The 22494-nt window shown below is 55.4% G+C and carries 23 protein-coding genes and 1 tRNA gene; 14 read left to right on the forward strand and 10 right to left on the reverse strand.

Annotation, left to right across the window (positions count from 1 at the left end; translation table 11 throughout):
- Positions 1-183: 183 nt before the first annotated feature.
- Positions 184-1167, reverse strand: a complete 984-nt coding sequence (gene ygfZ, locus ABLV30_RS05500) for a tRNA-modifying protein YgfZ (RefSeq protein ID WP_014226793.1) — start codon at positions 1165-1167, stop codon at positions 184-186.
- A gap of 244 nt (positions 1168-1411) precedes the next feature.
- On the opposite strand from ygfZ, the gene sdhE reads away from it, so the two are divergent.
- Complete coding sequence (gene sdhE / locus ABLV30_RS05505; RefSeq protein WP_004124953.1) at positions 1412-1678, forward strand: FAD assembly factor SdhE; 267 nt, start codon at positions 1412-1414, stop codon at positions 1676-1678.
- The gene (locus ABLV30_RS05510) at positions 1659-2069 is read left to right on the forward strand and encodes a protein YgfX (protein ID WP_004854060.1); all 411 of its coding nucleotides are present in this window, start codon (positions 1659-1661) and stop codon (positions 2067-2069) included. The genes sdhE and ABLV30_RS05510 overlap by 20 nt, the downstream gene beginning before the upstream one ends.
- Before the next feature lie 8 nt (positions 2070-2077).
- Here ABLV30_RS05510 and fldB read toward each other — a convergent pair whose 3' ends face one another.
- Positions 2078-2599 (reverse strand): flavodoxin FldB, encoded by a 522-nt coding sequence (gene fldB, locus ABLV30_RS05515; protein ID WP_014226792.1) that lies wholly within the window; start codon positions 2597-2599, stop codon positions 2078-2080.
- 121 nt (positions 2600-2720) lie between these two features.
- Here fldB and xerD point away from each other — a divergent pair, with 121 nt between their 5' ends.
- From xerD to tnpA, 6 genes are all read left to right on the forward strand, one after another.
- Positions 2721-3617: a site-specific tyrosine recombinase XerD gene (xerD, locus tag ABLV30_RS05520; RefSeq protein ID WP_004105555.1), complete on the forward strand. Its 897-nt coding sequence runs from the start codon at positions 2721-2723 to the stop codon at positions 3615-3617.
- A 22-nt stretch (positions 3618-3639) separates the two neighbouring features.
- Positions 3640-4353: a bifunctional protein-disulfide isomerase/oxidoreductase DsbC gene (gene dsbC, locus ABLV30_RS05525; RefSeq protein WP_064381439.1), complete on the forward strand. Its 714-nt coding sequence runs from the start codon at positions 3640-3642 to the stop codon at positions 4351-4353.
- A 5-nt stretch (positions 4354-4358) separates the two neighbouring features.
- Positions 4359-6092 (forward strand): single-stranded-DNA-specific exonuclease RecJ, encoded by a 1734-nt coding sequence (gene recJ, locus ABLV30_RS05530; RefSeq protein ID WP_265802006.1) that lies wholly within the window; start codon positions 4359-4361, stop codon positions 6090-6092.
- 85 nt (positions 6093-6177) lie between these two features.
- Positions 6178-7276 (forward strand): peptide chain release factor 2 gene (gene prfB / locus ABLV30_RS05535; RefSeq protein ID WP_100248296.1). Its coding sequence is split into 2 segments (ribosomal slippage): positions 6178-6252 and positions 6254-7276, totalling 1098 coding nucleotides; the frame shifts between segments, so codons are not numbered across the junction.
- 9 nt (positions 7277-7285) lie between these two features.
- Positions 7286-8803, forward strand: a complete 1518-nt coding sequence (gene lysS, locus ABLV30_RS05540) for a lysine--tRNA ligase (RefSeq protein ID WP_014226789.1) — start codon at positions 7286-7288, stop codon at positions 8801-8803.
- A gap of 159 nt (positions 8804-8962) precedes the next feature.
- Entirely contained in the window at positions 8963-9400 is a 438-nt protein-coding gene (tnpA, locus tag ABLV30_RS05545; RefSeq protein WP_064404340.1) for an IS200/IS605 family transposase, read from the forward strand.
- Between the two features lie 77 nt (positions 9401-9477).
- Here tnpA and idi read toward each other — a convergent pair whose 3' ends face one another.
- The 4 genes from idi to ABLV30_RS05565 are packed head-to-tail and all read right to left on the reverse strand — an operon-like array spanning position 9478 to position 12894.
- Positions 9478-10026 carry an isopentenyl-diphosphate Delta-isomerase gene (gene idi, locus ABLV30_RS05550; protein ID WP_025105973.1) on the reverse strand — a complete coding sequence of 183 codons (549 nt, stop codon included), beginning with the start codon at positions 10024-10026 and terminating at the stop codon, positions 9478-9480.
- Between the two features lie 52 nt (positions 10027-10078).
- Positions 10079-10795 (reverse strand): DUF554 domain-containing protein, encoded by a 717-nt coding sequence (locus ABLV30_RS05555; RefSeq protein ID WP_038423599.1) that lies wholly within the window; start codon positions 10793-10795, stop codon positions 10079-10081.
- A gap of 14 nt (positions 10796-10809) precedes the next feature.
- Entirely contained in the window at positions 10810-11388 is a 579-nt protein-coding gene (locus ABLV30_RS05560; RefSeq protein ID WP_064404219.1) for a UbiX family flavin prenyltransferase, read from the reverse strand.
- Positions 11389-11400: 12 nt separating this feature from the next.
- Positions 11401-12894, reverse strand: a complete 1494-nt coding sequence (locus tag ABLV30_RS05565; protein WP_064404217.1) for a UbiD family decarboxylase — start codon at positions 12892-12894, stop codon at positions 11401-11403.
- A gap of 216 nt (positions 12895-13110) precedes the next feature.
- Between ABLV30_RS05565 and ABLV30_RS05570 the strand changes: the two genes are divergently transcribed.
- The 5 genes from ABLV30_RS05570 (at position 13111) to ABLV30_RS05590 (ending at position 16863) form a co-directional block, all read left to right on the forward strand.
- Entirely contained in the window at positions 13111-14007 is an 897-nt protein-coding gene (locus ABLV30_RS05570; RefSeq protein ID WP_103813942.1) for a LysR family transcriptional regulator, read from the forward strand.
- An 88-nt stretch (positions 14008-14095) separates the two neighbouring features.
- Positions 14096-14821: an amidase activator ActS gene (actS, locus tag ABLV30_RS05575; RefSeq protein ID WP_004124922.1), complete on the forward strand. Its 726-nt coding sequence runs from the start codon at positions 14096-14098 to the stop codon at positions 14819-14821.
- An 80-nt stretch (positions 14822-14901) separates the two neighbouring features.
- Positions 14902-14975: transfer RNA gene (locus ABLV30_RS05580), tRNA-Gly, on the forward strand.
- Between the two features lie 520 nt (positions 14976-15495).
- Positions 15496-16068, forward strand: coding sequence for a hypothetical protein (locus ABLV30_RS05585; RefSeq protein ID WP_265802136.1), 573 nt, complete (start codon positions 15496-15498; stop codon positions 16066-16068).
- Positions 16069-16086: 18 nt separating this feature from the next.
- On the forward strand, positions 16087-16863 hold the full coding sequence (locus ABLV30_RS05590; protein WP_265802137.1) for a hypothetical protein: 777 nt from the start codon (positions 16087-16089) through the stop codon (positions 16861-16863).
- A 14-nt stretch (positions 16864-16877) separates the two neighbouring features.
- Here the strand turns inward: ABLV30_RS05590 and ABLV30_RS05595 are convergent, their stop codons facing one another.
- Positions 16878-17306 carry a tyrosine-type recombinase/integrase gene (locus tag ABLV30_RS05595; protein ID WP_227627263.1) on the reverse strand — a complete coding sequence of 143 codons (429 nt, stop codon included), beginning with the start codon at positions 17304-17306 and terminating at the stop codon, positions 16878-16880.
- Between the two features lie 367 nt (positions 17307-17673).
- Between ABLV30_RS05595 and ABLV30_RS05600 the strand changes: the two genes are divergently transcribed.
- On the forward strand, positions 17674-18204 hold the full coding sequence (locus tag ABLV30_RS05600; protein WP_224254823.1) for an AAA family ATPase: 531 nt from the start codon (positions 17674-17676) through the stop codon (positions 18202-18204).
- 28 nt (positions 18205-18232) lie between these two features.
- Here ABLV30_RS05600 and ABLV30_RS05605 read toward each other — a convergent pair whose 3' ends face one another.
- The 3 genes from ABLV30_RS05605 to ABLV30_RS05615 form a co-directional block, all read right to left on the reverse strand.
- Positions 18233-19882: an OFA family MFS transporter gene (locus ABLV30_RS05605; protein ID WP_025106024.1), complete on the reverse strand. Its 1650-nt coding sequence runs from the start codon at positions 19880-19882 to the stop codon at positions 18233-18235.
- A gap of 280 nt (positions 19883-20162) precedes the next feature.
- Positions 20163-21320 (reverse strand): sugar diacid recognition domain-containing protein, encoded by a 1158-nt coding sequence (locus ABLV30_RS05610; protein ID WP_025106025.1) that lies wholly within the window; start codon positions 21318-21320, stop codon positions 20163-20165.
- Positions 21317-22492, reverse strand: a complete 1176-nt coding sequence (locus ABLV30_RS05615; protein WP_032751158.1) for a glycerate kinase — start codon at positions 22490-22492, stop codon at positions 21317-21319. Before ABLV30_RS05615 ends, ABLV30_RS05610 begins: the two co-directional genes overlap by 4 nt.
- Positions 22493-22494: the final 2 nt, after the last annotated feature.

The raw sequence follows: 22494 nt of genomic DNA on the forward strand, positions 1-22494 counted from the left end.
GCTTAAGAAATAAATGATTGTTCAGAACATACACTATTCTTCTACGCAAGAAAGTGGCCTGGGCCAGAGATGGCGCATTTGCGCAAAGCGCGCGGCCGCGGGTGTTTCGTGGTTTGCGGGTGGGGTAGCCCAGACAGGCGCGTGAGCGCCGCCTCCGGGGAGAAGGCGGCAGGGAATATCGTTTTAACTCTCTTCCAGCGAATACGGCAGCGGCTCGATGCTCAGGCTACCGGCATCATCGCGTACGCGAAACACGCTGTCCGGCTCCATATCGTTATTCATCACCACCTGTACCAGCAGGCGACCGTCGTCCAGCTGCACGGCCGCTAAAACGGTGCCGGTTCGGCGCCAGTTTTCACCCATCTTCAGCTCCAGGTCTTCCCCGGCTTCAGGTACGCGGCTGGCTGTTCCCGCCAGATACCACAGGGCGCGCTTGTTGGCGCCGCGGAATTTAGCGCGGGCAACCATCTCCTGGCCGGTATAGCAGCCTTTTTTAAAGCTGATGCCGCCCAGCGCCTGTAGGTTGGTGGCCTGCGGAATAAACTGCGCGCTGTTGGCGCTGTCGATAACCGGCAGCCCGGCTTCAATATTCAGCGCCAGCCACTGCTGGCTGTTGTTGAGCTGCGCTTCACCGCGTAGCGCATCGGTGATGCGGGTGGCGGTTGCCACATCGGTCACCAGCAGGAAACGCTCGGCCGGATGCGCAAACCACAGCACGCTGGTGGCTCCTTCGCTGACAACCTGTTTCTCGGCGTTCGGCAGCTCACTAAACAGCGGCGACAGCGCAGCGCGCGCCTGGAACCCGGCAACGCCCAGCAGTACGGATTCATCATCGGCGGCGATGGTCACTTTAGAGAACACCGCGTATTTTTTCAGTTCGGTCAGCTGCGCATCGCGCAGGCTGCGGCGCTCAATCCACGCAAAACCCTCGTTGCGGCGGAAAACGCGCAGATTGCTCCACATCTTGCCCTTGGCGTCACAATGCGCGGCAAGCAGATGCTGCTCGTCGGTCAGGTGGCTGACGTCGGCGGTAATCTGCCCCTGCAGATATTTTTCGCCATCCGGACCGGTAATCGTCGCCAGCGCCCAGTCGTCCAGCGTCATCAGCGTTAACGGCAGACGAGCGGAAGAGGAAGGCTGACGCGGAGGAAAAGGTGTAAAAGCCATAGTCATATCCTGAATAGCTTAACGCAGAGTGTGTGACTAATGGTAAAAGAGCTATGGTGCAATGCAAGCGCTTTTGACAGGCCATTCGTGCCCTCAAAAACGGGGCGCTGAAACCAGCGAAATAATAAATGGCCTGATTATTTTAGGGTTTTCATGGAATAGCGCTCGCGAAACTTGATATTCCAGTGAAGTCAGCGCCGAAAACGGGTTAAACTAAGAGATATTTATAAGCAGGAAGTAAAACATGGACATTAACAATAAAGCCCGCATCCACTGGGCATGCCGTCGAGGTATGCGTGAACTCGATATCTCCATCATGCCGTTTTTCGAGCATGAGTACGACACGCTCAGCGATGGCGACAAAGCGTTATTCATCCGCCTGCTGGAAAACGACGATCCGGATCTGTTCAACTGGTTGATGAATCATGGCGAGCCGGCTGATGCAGAACTGCAGCGGATGGTAAAATTAATTCAGACACGGAATCGGGAACGTGGTCCTGTGGCAATCTGATTTACGCATCTCGTGGCGAGCGCAGTGGTTTTCGCTGCTGATGCACGGCGTGGTGGCGGCGCTGGTGCTGCTGATGCCCTGGCCGCTGAGCTATACCCCGCTGTGGCTGATACTGCTGTCGCTGGTGGTGTTCGACTGCGTGCGCAGCCAGCGGCGGATCCATGCCCGTCAGGGAGAAATCAAGCTGCTGATCGACTCCCGTCTGCGCTGGCAAAAGGCGGAGTGGGATATCATCGGCACCCCGTGGGTGATTAACAGCGGAATGCTGCTGCGCCTGCGGAATACGGAAAACCAACGAACCCAGCATTTGTGGGTCGCGGCGGATAGCATGGACGCGGGAGAATGGCGAGACCTGCGTCGGCTGGTGTTGCTAAAACCGACGCAAGAGTAGGCAGGGACTCAGGAGAACTGCTCAGCCATTTCACCGAGGATTTGCTCGCACCAGTTCTGAATGCGCTCATCGCTCAGGTCGTACTGGTTCGTTTCATCAAGCGCCAGGCCAACGAACAGCTGCCCATCGGCAATGACCGGTTTCGGGCTGGTGAATTCATAGCCTTCAGTAGGCCAGTAGCCGATAAACTTAACCCCTTTGGTCGCCAGCTTATCGTGCAGCATGCCGAGCGCATCAAGGAACCATTCGCCGTAGCCTAGCTGGTCGCCCATGCCGTATAGCGCGACGATTTTACCCTGCAGATCCAGCGTATCGAGCTGCTGCCAGACCGCCTCCCAGTCCTCCTGGATCTCGCCGAAATCCCAGGTTGGAATGCCGAGGATCAGCACATCGTATTGCGTCATCAGGGCAGGGGAATCATCTTTCAGGTTGTGCAGCGTGACCAGTTCAGGGCCGATAATATCGCGGATTTTTTCCGCCGCCATTTCGGTGTAGCAGGTGCTGGAACCGTAAAAAAGACCTATGTTCATCGCGGAAACGTCTCAATTCTTGTTGTGACTTTGCGCTTAGTGTACCAGAAAGGCCGCGCCCGCCTGCAACTCGAATTATTTAGGGTATAATGGCGCCGTTTTAATAAGCAAAGAGGCCAGAGTGGAACAGGATCTCGCACAAATCGAGCAGTTTCTTGATGCCTTATGGCTGGAGCGGAATCTGGCGGAGAACACGCTAAGCGCCTACCGCCGGGACCTGACGATGGTGGTCGAATGGCTGCATCATCGTGGCCTGTCGCTTGCCAGCGTCAGCGGCGAAGATCTCCAGTCGCTGCTGGCGGAGCGGCAAACCGGCGGCTATAAAGCCACCAGCACCGCGCGCCTGCTAAGCGCCGTGCGCCGTTTCTTCCAGCATCTTTACCGGGAGAAAATTCGCCCGGACGATCCCAGCGCGCTGTTGGCCTCGCCAAAGCTGCCGCAGAGGCTGCCGAAGGATCTGAGCGAGGCGCAGGTGGAACGCCTGCTCCAGGCGCCGCTGGTTGAACAACCGCTGGAGCTGCGCGATAAAGCGATGCTGGAAGTGCTGTACGCCACCGGTCTGCGCGTTTCCGAGCTGGTGGGCCTGACCATGAGCGACATTAGCCTGCGACAGGGCGTGCTGCGCGTGATTGGTAAAGGAAATAAAGAACGTCTGGTACCGCTGGGTGAAGAGGCGGTGCTGTGGGTTGAGAATTACCTTGAATACGGGCGCCCCTGGCTGCTGAACGGCGTGGCGTCCGATGTGCTTTTTCCCAGCCAGCGCGCGCAGCAGATGACGCGCCAGACGTTCTGGCATCGAATTAAGCACTATGCCGTACTGGCGGGGATTGACAGCGAAAAGCTCTCCCCGCACGTGTTACGCCATGCGTTCGCGACGCATTTACTTAACCATGGCGCCGACTTACGCGTGGTGCAGATGCTGTTAGGACACAGCGATCTCTCCACGACGCAGATCTACACCCACGTGGCGACCGAGCGTCTGCGACAACTCCATCAACAGCATCACCCGCGTGCGTGAGTGCTGAAAAAAAGGACTGAGTATGAAAAAAGGTTTACTGATGTTCACTCTGCTGGCGACCACCTTATCCGGTGCGGCGCATGCCGATAGCGCGGCGATCAAGCAACTGCTGGCGAAGCTGGGCGTGCAGAGTTCGGACGTGCAACCTTCGCCGATCAAAGGCATCAGCACCGTATTGACGGACAGCGGCGTGATATACGTTACCGATGACGGTAAGCACATTATCCAGGGGCCGATGTACGACGTCAGCGGCGCGCAGCCGGTAAACGTCACCAATACGCTACTGGCCGGTAAGCTGAACGCGCTGGAAAAAGAGATGATCGTCTATAAAGCGCCGCAGGAAAAACATGTCATCACCGTCTTCACCGATATTACCTGTGGTTATTGCCATAAATTGCATGAGCAGATGAGCGACTATAACGCGCTGGGTATTACCGTGCGCTATCTGGCCTTCCCGCGCCAGGGGCTGCAAAGCGAAGCCGAGCAGAATATGAAGGCTATCTGGTGCGCTAAAGATCGTAACAAAGCGCTGGATGACGCGATGAGCGGTAAGGGCGTGCAGCCGGCCAACTGCGATGTTGATATCGCTAAACACTACATGCTGGGCGTGCAGCTTGGCGTTAACGGCACGCCGGCGATGGTGCTGAGCGACGGCACGCTGATGCCCGGCTATCGCGATCCTAAAGACCTGAAAGCGCTCCTTGATGAGCATCAAAAACAGACAAGCGGTAACTGATTCGCGTGAAACAACAGATACAACTACGCCGCCGCGAGGCGGCTGACGGCGTCGATTTACCTGCCGATCTCCCTCCGCTGCTGCAGCGGCTGTACGCCAGCCGCGGCGTGCGTAGCGCGCAGGAGCTGGAGCGCGGCGTGAAAGGCATGCTGCCGTGGTCGCAGCTGACCGGCGTCGAAAAAGCGGTAGAGATGCTCTACGGCGCATTTAAGCAGGGGCTGCATATTGTGGTGGTCGGCGATTTTGACGCCGACGGCGCCACCAGCACCGCGCTGAGCGTTCTGGCCCTGCGGGCGCTGGGCTACGGCAACGTCTCGTACCTGGTGCCAAACCGTTTTGAAGATGGCTACGGCCTGAGCCCGGAAGTGGTCGATCAGGCTCACGCCCGCGGCGCGCAGATGATTATGACCGTGGATAACGGTATTTCTTCGCACGCTGGCGTCGAGCGCGCCCATGCGCTGGGTATTCCGGTGCTGGTGACCGATCACCACCTGCCGGGGGATTCGCTGCCCGCGGCGGAAGCGATTATTAACCCGAACCTGCGCGACTGTGAGTTTCCGTCGAAATCGCTGGCCGGGGTGGGCGTGGCTTTTTATCTGATGCTGGCGCTGCGCACTTTTCTGCGCGATAAAGGCTGGTTTGAGGAGCGCGGCATTGCGCCGCCTAATCTGGCTGATCTCCTCGATCTGGTGGCGCTCGGCACCGTGGCGGACGTCGTACCGCTGGATGCCAACAACCGTATTCTGACCTGGCAGGGGCTGAGCCGCATCCGGGCGGGGAAATGCCGTCCGGGCATTAAGGCGCTGCTGGAGATCGCCAACCGCGACCCGCAAAAGCTGGCGGCAAGCGATCTCGGCTTCGCGCTCGGTCCGCGCCTGAACGCCGCGGGCCGGCTGGACGATATGTCCGTCGGCGTGGCGCTTCTGCTGTGCGACAACACCGGCGAAGCGCGGGTGCTGGCCAATGAGCTGGACGCGTTGAACCAGACGCGCAAAGAGATAGAGCAGGGGATGCAGGCGGAAGCCCTGACCCTGTGTGAGAAGCTGGAGCGCAGCGGTGAGACGCTGCCCGGCGGCCTGGCGATGTACCATCCGCAGTGGCACCAGGGCGTCGTCGGCATTCTGGCCTCGCGTATCAAAGAGCGTTTCCATCGTCCGGTTATCGCCTTTGCGCCCACCGGCGACGGTACGCTCAAAGGCTCCGGTCGGTCGATTCAGGGGCTGCATATGCGCGATGCGCTGGAGCGTCTGGATACGCTCTATCCCGGGCTGATTCTGAAGTTTGGCGGCCATGCCATGGCGGCGGGGCTATCGCTGGAAGAGGCGCGCTTTGAAGAGTTCCAGCAGCGCTTCGGCGAGCTGGTGACCGAGTGGCTCGATCCTGCGCTGCTGCAGGGGGAAGTGGTCTCCGACGGTCCGCTGGCGGCGGCAGAGATGAGCATGGAGGTCGCGCAGATGCTGCGCGACGCCGGACCGTGGGGGCAGATGTTCCCGGAGCCGCTGTTTGACGGCCGTTTCCGTCTGCTACAGCAGCGCCTGGTCGGCGAGCGTCATCTGAAGGTGATGGTTGAGCCGGTCGGCGGCGGCCCGCTGCTGGACGGTATCGCGTTCAATGTTGATACTTCCCTTTGGCCGGATAACGGCGTTCGCGAAGTTCAGCTTGCCTATAAGCTTGATATCAATGAGTTCCGCGGCAACCGCAGCCTGCAGCTGATCATTGACCACCTCTGGCCAAATTGAGAACAGTATATTAATGAGGGCGCGAATCCGGTAGAATTCCGCTCTTATCACCGCATTTTGACGAATCCATTAAAAGAAACCGACCATGTTTGAAATAAATCCGGTAAAAAACCGTATTCAGGACCTCACGGAGCGCTCGGACGTTCTTAGGGGGTATCTTTGACTACGATGCTAAGAAAGAGCGTCTCGAAGAAGTAAACGCCGAGCTGGAGCAGCCTGACGTCTGGAACGAACCAGAGCGTGCGCAGGCGCTGGGTAAAGAGCGTTCCTCGCTGGAAGCCATCGTTGATACGCTGGATCAGATGTCTCAGGGGCTGGAGGACGTTTCCGGCCTGCTGGAGCTGGCCGTTGAAGCCGAAGACGAAGAGACCTTCAACGAAGCCGTCGCCGAGCTCGATGTGCTGGAAGAGAAGCTGGCGCAGCTGGAATTCCGCCGCATGTTCTCCGGTGAATACGACAGCGCCGATTGCTACCTCGATATCCAGGCCGGTTCCGGCGGAACGGAAGCGCAGGACTGGGCCAGCATGCTGATGCGCATGTATCTGCGCTGGGCCGAAGCGCGCGGCTTCAAGACCGAGATCATCGAAGAGTCTGAAGGCGAAGTGGCGGGCATTAAGTCCGTGACCATCAAGATTATCGGCGACTACGCCTACGGCTGGCTGCGTACCGAAACCGGCGTTCATCGCCTGGTGCGTAAGAGCCCGTTCGATTCCGGCGGCCGCCGCCACACCTCTTTCAGCTCCGCCTTCGTTTATCCGGAAGTGGATGACGATATTGATATCGACATCAACCCGGCGGATCTGCGCATTGACGTTTATCGCGCATCCGGCGCGGGCGGTCAGCACGTTAACCGTACGGAATCCGCGGTGCGTATTACCCACATTCCGACCGGCTTAGTGACCCAGTGCCAGAACGACCGTTCACAGCACAAGAACAAAGACCAGGCCATGAAGCAGATGAAAGCGAAGCTTTATGAGCTGGAAATGCAGAAGAAAAATGCCGAGAAGCAGGCGATGGAAGATACCAAATCCGACATCGGCTGGGGCAGCCAGATCCGTTCTTACGTGCTGGATGACTCCCGCATTAAAGATCTGCGCACCGGGGTGGAAACCCGCAACACTCAGGCGGTGCTGGACGGCAGCCTGGATCAATTTATCGAAGCAAGTTTGAAAGCAGGGTTATGAGGAACCAACATGTCTGAACAACAAGCACAGGGCGCTGACGCGGCAATTGACCTTAATAATGAACTGAAAGCCCGTCGTGAGAAGCTGGCCGCGCTGCGTGAGCAGGGTATCCCGTTCCCGAATGATTTCCGTCGTGACCACACCTCAGACCTTCTGCACGCTGACTTCGATGGCAAAGAAAACGAAGAGCTGGAAGCGCTGAACGTTGAAGTCGCCGTCGCTGGCCGCATGATGACCCGTCGTATCATGGGTAAAGCCTCCTTCGTTACGCTGCAGGACGTTGGCGGCCGCATTCAGCTGTACGTCGCCCGCGACGATCTGGCGGAAGGCGTCTATAACGAGCAGTTCAAAAAGTGGGACCTCGGCGATATCATCGCGGCGCGCGGTAAGCTGTTCAAAACCAAGACCGGCGAGCTCTCTATTCACTGCACCGAGCTGCGTCTGCTGACCAAAGCCCTGCGCCCGCTGCCGGACAAATTCCACGGCCTGCAGGATCAGGAAGCGCGCTATCGTCAGCGCTACCTGGACCTGATCTCCAACGATGAATCGCGCAACACCTTTAAAGTGCGTTCGCAGATCCTGGCGGGCATCCGCCAGTTCATGGTCGGCCGCGGCTTTATGGAAGTTGAAACCCCGATGATGCAGGTGATCCCCGGCGGCGCGTCCGCGCGTCCGTTCATCACCCATCACAACGCGCTGGATCTGGACATGTACCTGCGTATCGCGCCGGAACTGTACCTGAAGCGTCTGGTGGTTGGCGGCTTCGAGCGCGTGTTCGAAATCAACCGTAACTTCCGTAACGAAGGTATCTCCGTTCGCCATAACCCAGAGTTCACCATGATGGAACTCTACATGGCGTATGCGGATTACAAAGATCTGATTGAGCTGACCGAATCCCTGTTCCGCACCCTGGCGCAGGACGTTCTGGGCCATACTGAAGTGCCTTACGGCGATCAGACCTTTGATTTCGGCAAGCCGTTTGAAAAGCTGACCATGCGCGAAGCGATCAAGAAGTATCGTCCGGAAACCGAGATGGCCGATCTGGATAACTTCGATTCCGCAAAAGCCATTGCGGAAAGCATCGGTATCCACGTTGAGAAGAGCTGGGGTCTGGGCCGCATCGTGACCGAGATCTTCGAAGAAGTGGCGGAAGCGCACCTGATTCAGCCGACCTTCATTACCGAATATCCGGCAGAAGTCTCTCCGCTGGCGCGTCGTAACGACGAGAACCCGGAAATCACCGACCGCTTTGAATTCTTCATCGGCGGGCGTGAAATCGGTAACGGCTTTAGCGAGCTGAACGATGCGGAAGACCAGGCGCAGCGTTTCCTCGATCAGGTTAACGCGAAAGCCGCCGGTGACGACGAAGCGATGTTCTATGACGAAGACTACGTTACCGCGCTGGAGCACGGCCTGCCGCCGACTGCGGGCCTCGGTATCGGTATCGACCGTATGGTGATGCTGTTTACCAACAGCCACACCATCCGCGACGTGATCCTGTTCCCGGCGATGCGTCCGGTAAAATAAGCATTACGCGAATAAAAAAACCCAGCAGAGCTGGGTTTTTTTATCCCTGCATGAACACCACCTCCTATGGAGGTGGTCAGCAATAAGTTGGCTCTGCCAGTAATGCTACTCATGGGAAAATCCGAATCTGTTATCCCCATAACTGATAAGGATTTAACCATGAGTAGATTCCAGAAAGCATCTCATGTGCACTGGTGTTGTCAATATCATATCGTATGGACACCCAAGTACCGATTTCGCATCCTTAGGAACAATGTTGGTAAAGAGGTCTATAAGCAGATAAGGATCTCAAGTGAGCAGCTCGGGATAGAAGTAGTGGAGCTGAATGTCCAGATAGACCATGTCCATTTGCTGGTAAAAGTGCCTCCACGGCTTTCGATTTCCCATGTAATAGGCCACTTAAAGGGTAAAACAGCCCTTCGATTGTTCAGTAAATTTCCCTACTTGCGTAAGAACAAGCTGTGGGGGAATCATTTTTGGGCAAGAGGTTATTGTGTCGACACCGTAGGTATAAACGAAGAAATGATAAGAAAGTACGTGAAGTATCAGGAAAAACATGAAGTTGAAGAGAGCCAGCTTCCACTGAAAGAAGTGTGAAGGGAAGGCTCTCTGAGTCTGGACTTAGTGCGCCCCTATGGGGCGAAATCAATGCCACCTGCTATGCAGGTGGTTTTTTACGCCTGGTTGCTAAAGCTGATTAATGCGTTACGCGCATTATCGTCCGCCGCCTGCAGCACCATCCACGGGCTAAAAGCCCAGGGCGTCGCGCGAATCCCGCTTAACACATCCGCAAGATTGCTCCACTGAAAATCCATCACTTCGTCAGGATTTATCCGTAACGCGCTGGCGACTCGTGCCGCATAGACCGGGCAGACCTCGTTTTCGACAATGCCATTCGGCGCAACGGCCCGATAGCGGAACCCCGGGAAGACCGGGGCGATGCGGGTAATCTCAACGCCGAGCTCAAAGCGGCAGCGGCGCTCAACGGCCTGTTCGAAGGTTTCGCCGGTTTGCGGATGCCCGCAGACTGAGTTCGTCCATACGCCTGGCCAGGCTTTTTTGCCCAGCGAACGGCGCGTGACCAGCAGCTGACCTTGTTCATTGAACAGCCAGCAGGAAAACGCGAGATGCAAAGGGGTATCGAGGGTGTGGGCGGCATACTTCTCCAGCATACCTGTAGGCTTATCTTGCTCGTCCAGCAAAATGACATGTTCCCCGGCCATGACAACTCCTGAAATAAAAAATGACCCGGCACAAACCCGCCGGGTCATGTACTCAGGCCACTAGGGTAGCCCATAAATGGGACAAAGGCATTACCAAAACAAGCCCTGGCAGCATGTTGGCTACCGGAAAGAGCTTAATGTTACAGATGCGCAACCCTGTCGCCACCATCAGCAGTCCGCCGGCGCAGGAGAAATCCGCCATCATGTCAGGCGAGATCGACGGCAGAATAACCACCGCCAGCATCGCCAGCGCCACCTGAATAATGACCTGCGGGACAGCAATGGTCATTACCGCGTAGCCCAGCAGCGTCGCAAAGATCCCGGCGGTAAACAGATCGAGAATCGTTTTGATATACAGAATCGACGGATCGCCGCTCATGCCTTCGGTCATCGCGCCGAAAATGCCGGTGCCGCTGGCGCAAAACAGAACCAGGATAGCGACGAATTTCTCGGTAAACTCTTCGTGGCCGAGGCCATTGACCGGCGGCAGCACCTTGTTGATCAAGCCGCGCGTGGAGCCTGCGGCTTTACCGATGCCTTTTTCCAGATGCAGCAGTTCGCCGAGGATGGCGCCAATCACCATGGCCAGCACGACGGCGGGCATATATTTCACTTTGAGCACCAGCGTGATGCCAAGACCAACGGAGCACAGGCCGAAGGTCATCGGCAGCGCCGTTTTTACGCGCTCGGGGAGCTTGCCGCCCGCCGCAGCGCCGATGAGTCCGCCGATAATCACGGCGGCTCCGTTTACATATGGGCCAATTAACATTGAGTCATTTCCGGTTAATTAATACGTAGCTCGCCTTCACCCCAGCGGGGGATGTTGTTGACCTGCAGGTCAAACAGATCGAGCGCGCGATTAACGCTATGGGTAACGATGTCGTCCGCCGTTTGCGGACGCTGGTAAAGCGCCGGGACCGGCGGAAAGATAATTCCGCCCATTTCGGTTACGGCGGCCATATTGCGGATGTGGCCAAGGTTCAGCGGTGTTTCCCGGGCCAGCAGCACCAGGCGGCGACGCTCTTTCAGCACCACGTCCGCAGCGCGGGTGAGCAGGTTGTCGGTCAGGCAGTGGGCGATGGCGCCTAAAGAACGCATTGAACACGGCGCGATCAACATTCCCAGCGTTTTAAACGAACCACTGGAGATAGCCGCCCCAAGATTCGCGATGGGATACACCACGTCGGCCAGCGCCATCACGTCGTCCAGGCGGTAATCCGTCTCCAGCTCGCAGGTTTTTTCCGCGCCTTTAGAGACGACCAGATGGACCTCAACGGGATGCGGGCGCAGCAGCTCCAGCGCCTTAACGCCGTACTGAAACCCGGATGCGCCGCTGATACCAATGATGATGCGTGTCGTCATGGTGTTCTCCCTTTATTCGAAATCCGGCAGGAAGCGCTTCACATCCACTTCTTTAAATCTGGAACGCTGGAAGGTGTGCTTCAGATGGAACGGCACCGTGCAGTCGAATATCGTTTTGCAGGACATTCCCTGCTGCAGGATGCTCGGGCTGTATTCCGGTACCTGCGACGGATCGAGCGGATGGCAGCGTACGCCGGGAATAACGATCGTATCGACATCGCCCTGGTAGCGGGTTTGCATGGCCCAAAGTACGTCATCGCTATCGAAAATATCGACGTCTTCATCGACCAGAATCACGTGCTTCAGTTCCGGGAAGGCAGAGAACGCCAGCAGGGCTGCCTGACGCTGACGCCCTTCGTCCGCCGGGGAGGATTTTTTAAACTGCAGCACCGCCAGCAGTTTGCCGCCTCCCGCGGAATGGGCGAAGACGTTCAGCAGCTTGCCGGGCATCGCGCGTTCGACCATATCCAGAATGCTGGCTTCGGTCGGGATACCGGCCATATTGACGTGTTCTTCACCTGGTCCTACGGTGGTGCGCCAGATGGGATTGATACGGTGAGTGACGGCTTTCACTTTGATGACCGGGATCGCCTCTTTAGCTTCGCCGGTGTAGCCCGGAAATTCGGGCATCGCGCGGCCGGTATGGGTGTTCTGATCTTCTCGTACGCGCGCGTTGGGCAGCAGTTCGCCTTCAATCACGATCTCAGCGTGGGCGATCGCTTTCTCGTTAATAGTTTTACACTGCGTCATCTCCACCGCTTTGCCGCGCAGCGCGCCGGCGATGCTTAACTCATTGAAGCCCAGCGGGGTGGTCGGCGGCTCAAAACAGGCGGCAATTTCAATGGCCGGATCGACGCCGATGCTGATTGAAATCGGCAACGGCTGGCCTGCCGCTTCCGCCTTCATGCGAAAAGCATCAATATGGCGGCCGGGCGTTAGCCACATGGAGAGCTCGTCGCGGCTCTGGACGCACAGGCGATGAATGGTGATATCGGACTCATGAGTTTCTGGATCGGAGGCGTAGCACAGACCCATAGTGATATAGGGGCCCGCGTCCTCTTCGGTATTCGTCGGCGCCGGCAGCAGCTTGCGCAGATCGAAATCGGCATCGCTCGCCAGGTGGACCACTTGCTGGCAGACCGCTGCGTCCTGAGCCATCACCGGCGCTATCGCATTCTCCACCGAATCCTTCAGCAGATGCCCCAGTTTTGCCGATTCACACTGGAGGAAATGGCTGACGCGCTGGCGTGAGCCATTCAGGCCAATCGCCACGCTGATATCTTTAAAGCCTTTGATTTTGTTGAAGACCATGACCGGGCCATTTTTGCGGGTCGGACGCTGGCAGGTCCCGCCGGCGCCTACGTAACGATAGACGCCGGAGAGTTCAGCATGCGGGTCGACTTCGGTATCGGTTTCAACATACTCGCCGGGAAGCGTTTTCAGCAGTTCCAGCGCGGAGCGTAAATCATGTACCGATGAGGGGGTTTTGTTATCACTATTTGCCATGGGATGTTTCCTTCGGAAAAAAAGTTTTGCTCCCTGCACAATATTTTCCCTGGTGCGCATAAACAAATACCGTTTACCGGATGGTCAGTAGATCAAAAAAGTTTATTTTAACAAGGTGTTAAATAATGATTAATTAGTATGAGGCGCAGCGCTGCGGCTTTTTATTTCTCCGGCTAAGTGTGATACTGGTGATAAATTAAACTACGGATGATGGTGATGGATTTAAAGCGCTTACGCTATTTTTGTCGGGTGGTGGAAAAAGGTTCGGTTAGCCAGGCGGCGAAGTCGCTGAACATGGCTCAGCCGCCGCTCAGCAAGCGGATTCAGGAGCTGGAAGAGGAGCTTCAGGTATCGCTGTTTGTTCGCCGGGGAAACCGCATTGAGCCTACGGAAGCCGGTTTTTTCCTCTATCGGAAAGCTTGTGAAATATTACGCCAGGTAGAAGATACGGCGCGGGAAACGGCGGATATTGCGCATAAAAACAGAACTGAATTGCGAATCGGCTTAACTCACCTCTATCAGAATTATTTTAAAGCGTTGCTGATGGAGGTATATCGACGTCATCCGGATACTTCCATAAATATTTCCGTTACCGACTCCAGCCATCTCGAGACGTTATTAACTGAGGGCGTAATTGATTTCGCCTTAATCCAGCGCCCCTATCGCAGCGAAGGCTTTGATTATGTCTCTTTTGACCCGATTAAGCTGGTTGCGGTGATCAATAAAACGTGCCTGCCGGGGCCGCCGTCTAATCCTTATAGCTACACGTCGCTGGCGGCACTGCCGCTGGTGCTGCTCCATAGAGCAAAGGATTCAGGGACTTATGAGATGCTTATGGAGCTATTTCGTAAGTCCGGAATCAACGCGAAGGTAATTATGCATATTACGCAGCCGGGCGTTATCCTCGACTGGCTGGAGTCAGGACTTCAGGCGGCGACGCTGCTACCTTCTTCTGAAGTGGAAGCCGATAAACTTAGCCAGTGTTACGTAGTCGATGTTTTCCCCTCGCCGCAAATATTCTACCCGGCGCTGGTCAAATTACCGTCTATGCCTTATCTGCCCGCGCTGATGGATATTATTGCGCATGGCTATCCGTTTAATACTTCTGTATGACGGGTAGCGATTGGGGAATGCCCTGGGGACTGGTATGATAATCGCCCTGGTTTTGAGGTGAATGTTAGTGTTAAGCGCAGGACGCCTGATGAGAAAACGCTTTGTTATTGCAATAATGTTGCTGAGCAGCCTGATCGTCGCGGGGTGTTCCAGCTCATCCGATTCCGGTTCCACCTACACCGTGAAGCGCGGCGACACGCTGTACGCTATCTCACGTTCCACTGGCACCAGCGTCAGGGATCTCGCCCGTCTCAATAATATTTCACCTCCCTATACCATCGAAGTCGGGCAAAAGCTGAAGCTAAACAGCGGTTCCGGGACCACGGCGAAGGCGGGGGCATCCGGCAAGAAATCGTCAGCGAAACGTACCGCCGCCGTGACGCCATCTTCGGCGGTGCCGCAATCCTCCTGGCCACCGGTCGGGCAACGCTGCTGGCGCTGGCCAACCAGCGGTAAAGTAGTGCTGCCATATTCCACCAGCGATGGCGGCAATAAAGGTATCGATATCGCCGGTAAGCGCGGCCAGCCGGTGTATGCGGCAGGGGCGGGCAAAGTGGTGTACGTGGGCAACCAGCTGCGCGGCTACGGCAACCTGATTATGATTAAGCATAATGAGGACTATATCAGCGCCTACGCGCACAACGACAAGCTGATGGTGAATAACGGCCAGAGCGTGAAGATTGGCCAGCAGATTGCCACCATGGGCAGCTCGGACGCGGATTCCGTGCGCCTGCACTTCCAGATCCGCTACCGGGCGACGGCGATCGACCCGCTGCGCTATTTGCCGCCACAGGGCAGTAAGCCTAAGTGCTAAAAGGTTATTTTATCGGCAGTTAGCCCGGTTTGGGCTTGTCAGCGGGTGCGTAAGGTCTATAATGACCCTCGCACCTCCTTGCGGGCGTAGTTCAATGGTAGAACGAGAGCTTCCCAAGCTCTATACGAGGGTTCGATTCCCTTCGCCCGCTCCAGATCTCTCCCTTGTGGAGAAGCCTTAAAAGCCTCCTCTATCAGCAACTAAAATCGTTATCTATTTTTTAGCCGCCTGTGGGGTCTACCATTGTGATCCGCCCTTGGTAACTGTCACGCTAAGTTACATGGTGAGATGACAGTATAACTCAGCATTGGCGGCAGTTGCATCCTCACACCGCGACAGTAAAACGTGAAGAAAAAGCCCACCCAGGCATCGTTATGTCATCGACAGACTGATCATACGCATTTTAAGCCCGATGTGCGGCCTTGTGCCTGCGTAAACAGGTGAATAGTGGTAAACGTACCTGCACACGATATGCAGGCTCTGCCAGCGCTTCGCTCACGCTCCTTACGGTACACGAGCACCCTGATAAGGTGTGATCCATCTGACAATCTGATGAAGTCGCTACGCTCCGCTTGTTGCTTGTACCACTAACGGGGCTTTATGGTAGCTATTGTCTTAAATCTGGTTCGCTGTAAAATTGAACATAAAGAACAGGTTAAATAAGAAGAATTTTTATGGCATGGTGGAAAGACCTTAGCAAAGACAGCATATCGGGTGTTATCGTTACACTTGTCACTGGCGGTAGTGGGATTGCCGTTATTGTTTGGCTATGGAACTACATTAAAAAGTTCTTCCATTGGCTGGTAGATATTTTTGTTTACCCTGTAACATTGCCTGTTTGGGCTTTACTTCTCATTTCTATTTCCCTATTAGTTTTATTGCCAACTGTTGGATTCGTATTGCGGCGGAAAGTCACATCAGAAGCGAATAATCATTTAAAGAGTTTTTTGGACTACAAAACCGATACCATTTTTGGGATTTTAGTTTCTTGGCGCTGGGTAAGAAGATTAGGGAGTCAGAATTATTCGTTAGACTCTCTCACAATGAGATGTCCAGTTTGTTCGGGAATGCTGGTTCAGCATGCAAATGATCTCTATAATTTAAATCCGTACCTGCTTATAAAATGTCAAATACATGGTTGTGATTGGAAGATATCGCGTGATTTTGAACGTTTAACTTATGGAGATATGCGTATTAAATTAGAGCAAGAAATTGATCGACGTTGTTTTCAACGGTTTGGTGACTAAAATAGAGAGTATGCAAGAATGAAAGGTATCTGTAAGCTATGCCTTGAAGAGAAAGATTTAATGGAATCGCATAGCATTCCGAGAAGTTATTTCAAGCGGTTGAAGAAAAATGACTCTCAATTGATTATATTTCAAAAAGGAAGCAAACCAAAACGAGAAAATGTAGACCCTAAAGAGCCGCTACTATGTTTCGAATGTGAGCAGTTTATCAGCAATGAGTATGAATCGTATGGAACAAGGTTATTGAGAAACCATCATAATATTCGTAAAAACTCTGACCATATAATCATCAACTCATTTGATTATAAGCGATTCTATCTATTCTTGTTGAGCATACTATGGCGAGCATCCATCTCTAAAAGCGTTAATTATTCAACCGTGAATGGCGTTCCTGAGTTGGATGACTTGATGAGACATTGTATTAAAAATAAGCAAGTTCGTATAAATAAATTAAGTCACTTGAAGGTGGATAATTTCATTCGAATTTGTGTTTTTAGATTGATTGACACCACGAACAACGTTCCTGACCATGTTATTAAATCTATTCTTAGCAATTTTGCATTTATAAGAAAAGATGAAGCAGATAGTGTACTTTGGTATTTTGTAGTAGAAGGGTTTGCTATATTCTATGTGTTCTCCGCTTCAAAAGATTACCATGAAGTTATGAGAATGCGATTAAAATCACAATTGGCCTCTGGTAGTCATCAGAAGATCTTTAAAATTGATATTTTTAAAGACGCACTCTTTTCCGAAATTTTTATTGATTTGCTTACTGCTGCTAATGAAAATAAATAATTATTTCATGTTGATCACTCCCAAATGTTTGCAAGGGCAGCGCCCACGCTCTTAACGTCAATCTTCAAATAGTTCATGGTGACTTTAGGATCTGAGTGGTTCAGCGCTTTCATTGCTAAAGCGAGATTTCCGTTAGACTTCTCCCAAACTTGGGTTGCAGAAAATTTTCTGAAAGAATGGCACCCTACAGTTCCTTTGATCCCCACATTCTCAGCAGCCTGTTTGATCTCACGGTTCACCTGTTCACGGCTGACAGGGGCTTTTCCTGATGCACGATTGCTGTGTGACGTGAAAACATATTCGTCTTTCGGGAATGCCTGGCGGCGACGTTCTACAATCTCCCACACCTTCGCAGGGACTATGATTTCCTTCTTCTTGCCCGTCTTACTCTCCAGCACTTCCAGCGTATTTCCCTCCTTGAACTGGCTGAACTTCAAATTCACCGTGTCACTGTAAGCATCCCGGTAAACCGGACCATTCTCTTTTAGAGATCTTCCGACATACTGATTATGTCCCCTGAGGAGATCACCATGCGTAAAGCCCGCGGCAGTTGCATCCTCACTCCCGGATAGGAAACGTTAGGGAAGACTGAATTTCTCCAGCCTTTGGCGGTCTCTGCACTATTCTGACATTCTGATCGTTACTGTCTCCCTATAATTGGTGTTGCCGTAGAGGCATATCAGCGCGTTGTCTCACCTGTCAGGGTTAATATGATACGTCCTGCGTAAGCGAGTAATGTCAGCGATAAGTCTCATGTTATAAACATCCGCATTTATCATTCATTAAGGCGAATTTATCTAAGGGATATCTATGTTACTGATCTTTGGCGGCCTGCCCGGTACCGGGAAATCAACCATTGCTCGCCTGCTGGCCGCCAGGCTGGGGGCCGTCTGGTTACGGATTGATTCAATTGAACAGGCGCTGATTCGCGCCGAAACCGTCACCCGGCACGATATAGGGCCGGCCGGATATCTGGTGGCGTATGCCATTGCTGCGGATAACCTCAGGCTGGGCAACGTGGTGATTGCCGATGCGGTGAATCCCATCGCCATTACCCGCCAGGCCTGGAGAGAGGTCGCGACCGAGAATGCCGCGCCTTATCTGGAGATAGAACTGACCTGCTCCGACCAAACGCAGCATCGGTATCGCGTGGAAAACCGCGCAGCGGACATTCGCGGCCATATCCTGCCGGACTGGCAAAAGGTTATCGCCCGTGAGTACGAACCCTGGCGCACCGCCAGCCTGACTCTGGATACCTCGGTGCTGACCGCCGAAGAGGCGGTAGAGCGGATCGTTGAGCATATTGCGTTACGCGGCCGCCACGCGCCGGTAGGTTCATAGAAGCCGCCGGGCCATCGGCGGCAACAATCTACATAAAGAATTTCACGGCCTGCTGGAGGGTGGTGCCGACGCCCCATAACAGCGGCACGCTCACCGCCAGCCAGCTTACGGTTAACAGCAGCGTGGACGGGCGGGGCTCCCACGTGAGCTGGGCATCCTTGTTGATGGTATACAGTCCTTTCGCCTGCTGCTGCTGTTCCGCGGTCATCGCATGCTCTTCCGTCAGCGGACGCACCAGCTGATTACAGATAAAACCCAACACCAGCAGGCCGGTCAGGACCATCAGCGTAATATCGTAGACGCGCTCGGGCGAAACCCCGTGCGTCAGCTGATACTCGCGCAGATAGTTCACCAGAACCGGGCCGCTGATCCCCGCCGCCGACCAGGCGGTTAACAGGCGCCCGTGAATCGCGCCCACCATTTGTGAGCCAAAGACGTCGGCCAGATAGGCGGGAATACTGGCAAAGCCTCCGCCGTACATCGAAATGATAATGCACATTGCGCAGACATACAGCGCGATATAGCCGCCGTGATTCACCAGCGGCAACGTGCCGTACAGCACGGCGCCCAGGCAGAAAATGATCGCAAAGGTCATTTTGCGCCCGCACAGGTCGGATACCGATGCCCAGAAAAAACGTCCCAGGATGTTAAACAGGCTGAGCAGACCGGTAAATCCTGCGGCCATGGTTGCAATGCGTTTCAGCTGCTCGCCGTTCAGCTCATGCCAGCTGAGATCGAGCGACAGCAGTTTGCCGGCAAAGATCTCCTGCAGCATCGGCGAAGCCATACCGAGAATGCCGATCCCCGCGGTGACGTTGAGCCACAGCACCATCCACAGCAGCCAGAACTGCGGAGTGCGGCAGGCAACGCGGACGTGCACCTGGATCGTGGGATTATTGCGGATCGTTTTTTGCGCCTTCTCACCCGAAGGATGCCAGCCCATGGGCGGCAGGCGATAGCCAAAGGTACCGGCGAGCATAAACAGCGCATAAATCGCCGCCAGCGCCAGAATGCTTTGCCATACCCCGTTGCCGGCCGGACCGGCGAAGTAATTCATCAGACCGTTTGCCAGCGGCGCGCCCACCAGCGCTCCCCCGCCAAAACCCATAATCGCCATCCCGGCCGCCATTCCGCGCTTGTCAGGAAACCAGCGTAACAGCGTCGAAACCGGTGAAATATAGCCCAGTCCGAGACCGATTCCGCCGATGACCCCGGCCCCCAGCCACAGCAGCCATAGCTGATGGAAATAGATAGCGACGCTGGATAGCAGCAGGCCGCCGCACCAGCACAAGGTGGCAATAAAGCTCACCAGCCGCGGTCCAACCTTCTCAAGCCAGCTGCCCCACAGCGCCGCCGAACAGCCGAGAAAAACAAAAAACAGCGTGTAGGTCCAGCCCAGCATGGAGATTTTCCAGTCGCAATCGCGGGTAAACAGCTGCTGCCAGAACGACATCGTGACGGGGCATTGCAAGGACGCGCTTCCTCCTATGAGCTGCGACATAGGCAGCCAGTAAACGGAAAATCCATAGGCCATACCTATGCAGAGATGAACCGCCAGCGCGGCCGGTGGCACCAGCCAGCGGTTAAAGCCGGGCCTGGCGATGATACGGGGTTTCGCGAAAAAATCGCGGAGAGGAGAGACCGGTGCGGTCGCGATGTTTTCATTCATTTGCGCCATTTTCCTGTCCTTTTTATCGATATTGGCCGACGAATGCTGCGGTCGGGGAACGTAGATAAAAGGCAAGAACGGTGCCATTTGATTAAATTGTGTACAAAAATGGCGACTGAAGCGAGCAAGCTTCGCCGAACGGCTGAGGCGAAAAGCCCTCCATCGGCGAAGGAGGCACCGCCCGCGATAAAATCGCCGGGCGCGCTATTATTTTGATAAACGGCGATCTCAGAGTGATACGCGGTACCAGGTGGCGAGGGCGCGTACCGGCCTGCTCGCCCGCCGCACGTTAGCTTAAGGTATCAATCCATTCGCTCTGGCGCGGGTTCTGCCGACGATAGCAGTGTACCGACACCGCCAGCTGCGTCAGGTCGGTGAAGACCATCGGATCGAGCTGAATATGCTTTTTAATCTGCTGTAGCCGGTAGGTGAGCGTATTGCGATGAATCCCCAACAGCAGCGACGTTTTGCCCGGCTCGGCGTTATTGGCAATAAAGCTGCTCAGGGTATCCAGCAGCACTTCGCCGGAATCATGCTCAAGCAGCTGGCGTACGTTATTGATAAAAAAATTGACCATATAGCTGTCTTCCAGCACCCGGAACAGGCAGAGCATCGCCATTTCACGAAAGTAGTAGATCTGCCGCTGCGGCTGCACTTTGCTCCCCACCTCAATCACCGAACGGGCGAATCGGATGGCCTCGCGAATATCCGGAGCGCTGTCCGCCTGCACGCCAATGCCGATATGGTAATGGCTGATCTGATTGCTGAGGACAAACTCGATGCCCCGCAGCAGCGTTTCCTGGGATTCGCTCAGCGTATTGAGGAGCAATATTTCATTGCTGCCCAGCAAAATCACGTCTCTTACCCCGGACAGCTGCGAGAATTCCCGCAGCAGCGTACTCAGTATTTCGCTTAGCTGGTGCTGTTCGACCTGGACGGTTACCACGACCGGCACCAGCGGCGCATCAAAAGCGAAGCCAAGCTCCACCAGGCGATGCAGCGCTTCCTGTCCGGCGGGCGAAGCGCCTTGATCAAGATATTGACCAAACAGTGTATCGCGCAGACGCTGTCGCCAGTTGGTTTCCCGCATCTCCACGGCCTGGCGGACCAGCAGCTCGGCGGTGAGTACCGCCAGTTCAGCATAGCGGCTGATCGCTGCGGGATCGCCGCTGATGCCCACCACCATCACCACGCGATCGTCATAGATAATGGGATGATTAATACCGGGATGCACATTCTGGAAACGCGCGGCTTCCGCGGTGTTGTTAATACAAATACGTTTACCGGTGCGTATCACCTCACGGGCGATCTCATGCTGCTCGCCGATACGATGCCGTTCACCTGAGGCAATGATCTGTCCATGATGGTCAATCACGTTCACGTTATGATGAATTATCGCCATTGCCCGGGCGACAATTTCATTAGCCAGCGCCGTCGTAATAATCATACAGTTATCCGCTTATGTGCCTCTCCGCGCCGCCCGCTCAGAAAGGTTCGTAGAACATTCTCCGCTGCGTCGGCGAGGAGCTGTTCGCATGTGTTCATCGACTCCGCCAGCGGCATAGGGCGCTGGCAGATAGACCACATCGCGTCAATATGGTGTTGATACAATTGCCGACTGCTCTCATCGCGTCCGCCGCAAAGGGCCACAACCGGTACACCGTGGCGCGCCGCTTTGCCCGCCACGCCCACCGGGGCTTTACCAAAGGCGCTCTGACGATCGAGCCAGCCTTCCCCGACGATGGTCAGCGCGGCATCGCTAAGATGACGGTCGGCGTTAAGCAGTTCGAGCACCAGGTCAATGCCCGGGCGCAGCGTGGCGCCCGCATAGGCGATTAGCGCGGCCCCCATACCGCCCGCAGCCCCGGCGCCGGGCCGTTCGCTGACGTCGTAGCCGAGCGTTTGCTTAAGCTGCCGACTGTAGTGCGCCATACCCGCCTCCAGCTCCCTGAGCGCCGCCTCGTCCGCGCCTTTCTGCGCGCCATACACCCGGGTGGCGCCATCTTCCCCGAGTAGAGGATTTGTGACGTCGCAGGAGGCCTGTATTTCGGCCTGTCGTAAGCGCGGGTCCATGGCGCTTAAATCGATGCGCTGAATATGCGCTAGGTCCTTGCCCGCCGCGGGAACCGGCAGCAGCGTGCCGTCCTCGCGCCAGAAGCGGGCGCCAAGCGCCTGGGCAAAACCGATGCCGCCATCGTTGGTCGCGCTGCCGCCCAGCCCGATAATCAAACGCCGACACCCGGCATCCAGCGCCGCTTTTACCTGCTCACCCAGCCCAAAGCTGCTGGCCAGGCGCACATCCCGCTGCGCTTTCGGCGTGAGCTCCAGCCCACAGCTTTGCGCCATCTCGATAATGGCCCGTTCGCCGGGCAGGATCAGAAACGCGGCCTGTACGGAGAGACCATAAGGCGAGGCGCAACGCTGCTGCTGCCACCTTGCGCCCTTCAGCTGCGGACTTTCCGCAAGGGCCGAGAGCAGCCCCTCTCCGCCGTCCGACACGGGCATTTCGACGAGCTCCAGCTCCTCGTCAACCCGGCGCAACCCCTGTGCTACCGCTGCGCAAGCGGCCTGCGCGCTACAGCTACCCTTAAACGAATCCAGCGCGATAACAATCTTCATGC

It is taken from the genome of Klebsiella sp. CN_Kp113 (assembly GCF_040064585.1).
Lineage (GTDB): Bacteria > Pseudomonadota > Gammaproteobacteria > Enterobacterales > Enterobacteriaceae > Klebsiella > Klebsiella michiganensis.

Coding starts and splice junctions, on each gene's coding strand:
- ygfZ (WP_014226793.1), bottom strand. CDS start 1,167: ATGGCTTTTACACCTTTTCCTCCGCGTCAGCCTTCCTCTTCCGCTCGT.
- sdhE (WP_004124953.1), top strand. CDS start 1,412: ATGGACATTAACAATAAAGCCCGCATCCACTGGGCATGCCGTCGAGGT.
- fldB (WP_014226792.1), bottom strand. CDS start 2,599: ATGAACATAGGTCTTTTTTACGGTTCCAGCACCTGCTACACCGAAATG.
- dsbC (WP_064381439.1), top strand. CDS start 3,640: ATGAAAAAAGGTTTACTGATGTTCACTCTGCTGGCGACCACCTTATCC.
- lysS (WP_014226789.1), top strand. CDS start 7,286: ATGTCTGAACAACAAGCACAGGGCGCTGACGCGGCAATTGACCTTAAT.
- tnpA (WP_064404340.1), top strand. CDS start 8,963: ATGAGTAGATTCCAGAAAGCATCTCATGTGCACTGGTGTTGTCAATAT.
- idi (WP_025105973.1), bottom strand. CDS start 10,026: ATGGCCGGGGAACATGTCATTTTGCTGGACGAGCAAGATAAGCCTACA.
- ABLV30_RS05555 (WP_038423599.1), bottom strand. CDS start 10,795: ATGTTAATTGGCCCATATGTAAACGGAGCCGCCGTGATTATCGGCGGA.
- ABLV30_RS05560 (WP_064404219.1), bottom strand. CDS start 11,388: ATGACGACACGCATCATCATTGGTATCAGCGGCGCATCCGGGTTTCAG.
- ABLV30_RS05565 (WP_064404217.1), bottom strand. CDS start 12,894: ATGGCAAATAGTGATAACAAAACCCCCTCATCGGTACATGATTTACGC.
- ABLV30_RS05570 (WP_103813942.1), top strand. CDS start 13,111: ATGGATTTAAAGCGCTTACGCTATTTTTGTCGGGTGGTGGAAAAAGGT.
- actS (WP_004124922.1), top strand. CDS start 14,096: ATGAGAAAACGCTTTGTTATTGCAATAATGTTGCTGAGCAGCCTGATC.
- ABLV30_RS05585 (WP_265802136.1), top strand. CDS start 15,496: ATGGCATGGTGGAAAGACCTTAGCAAAGACAGCATATCGGGTGTTATC.
- ABLV30_RS05590 (WP_265802137.1), top strand. CDS start 16,087: ATGAAAGGTATCTGTAAGCTATGCCTTGAAGAGAAAGATTTAATGGAA.
- ABLV30_RS05600 (WP_224254823.1), top strand. CDS start 17,674: ATGTTACTGATCTTTGGCGGCCTGCCCGGTACCGGGAAATCAACCATT.
- ABLV30_RS05605 (WP_025106024.1), bottom strand. CDS start 19,882: ATGGCGCAAATGAATGAAAACATCGCGACCGCACCGGTCTCTCCTCTC.
- ABLV30_RS05610 (WP_025106025.1), bottom strand. CDS start 21,320: ATGATTATTACGACGGCGCTGGCTAATGAAATTGTCGCCCGGGCAATG.
- ABLV30_RS05615 (WP_032751158.1), bottom strand. CDS start 22,492: ATGAAGATTGTTATCGCGCTGGATTCGTTTAAGGGTAGCTGTAGCGCG.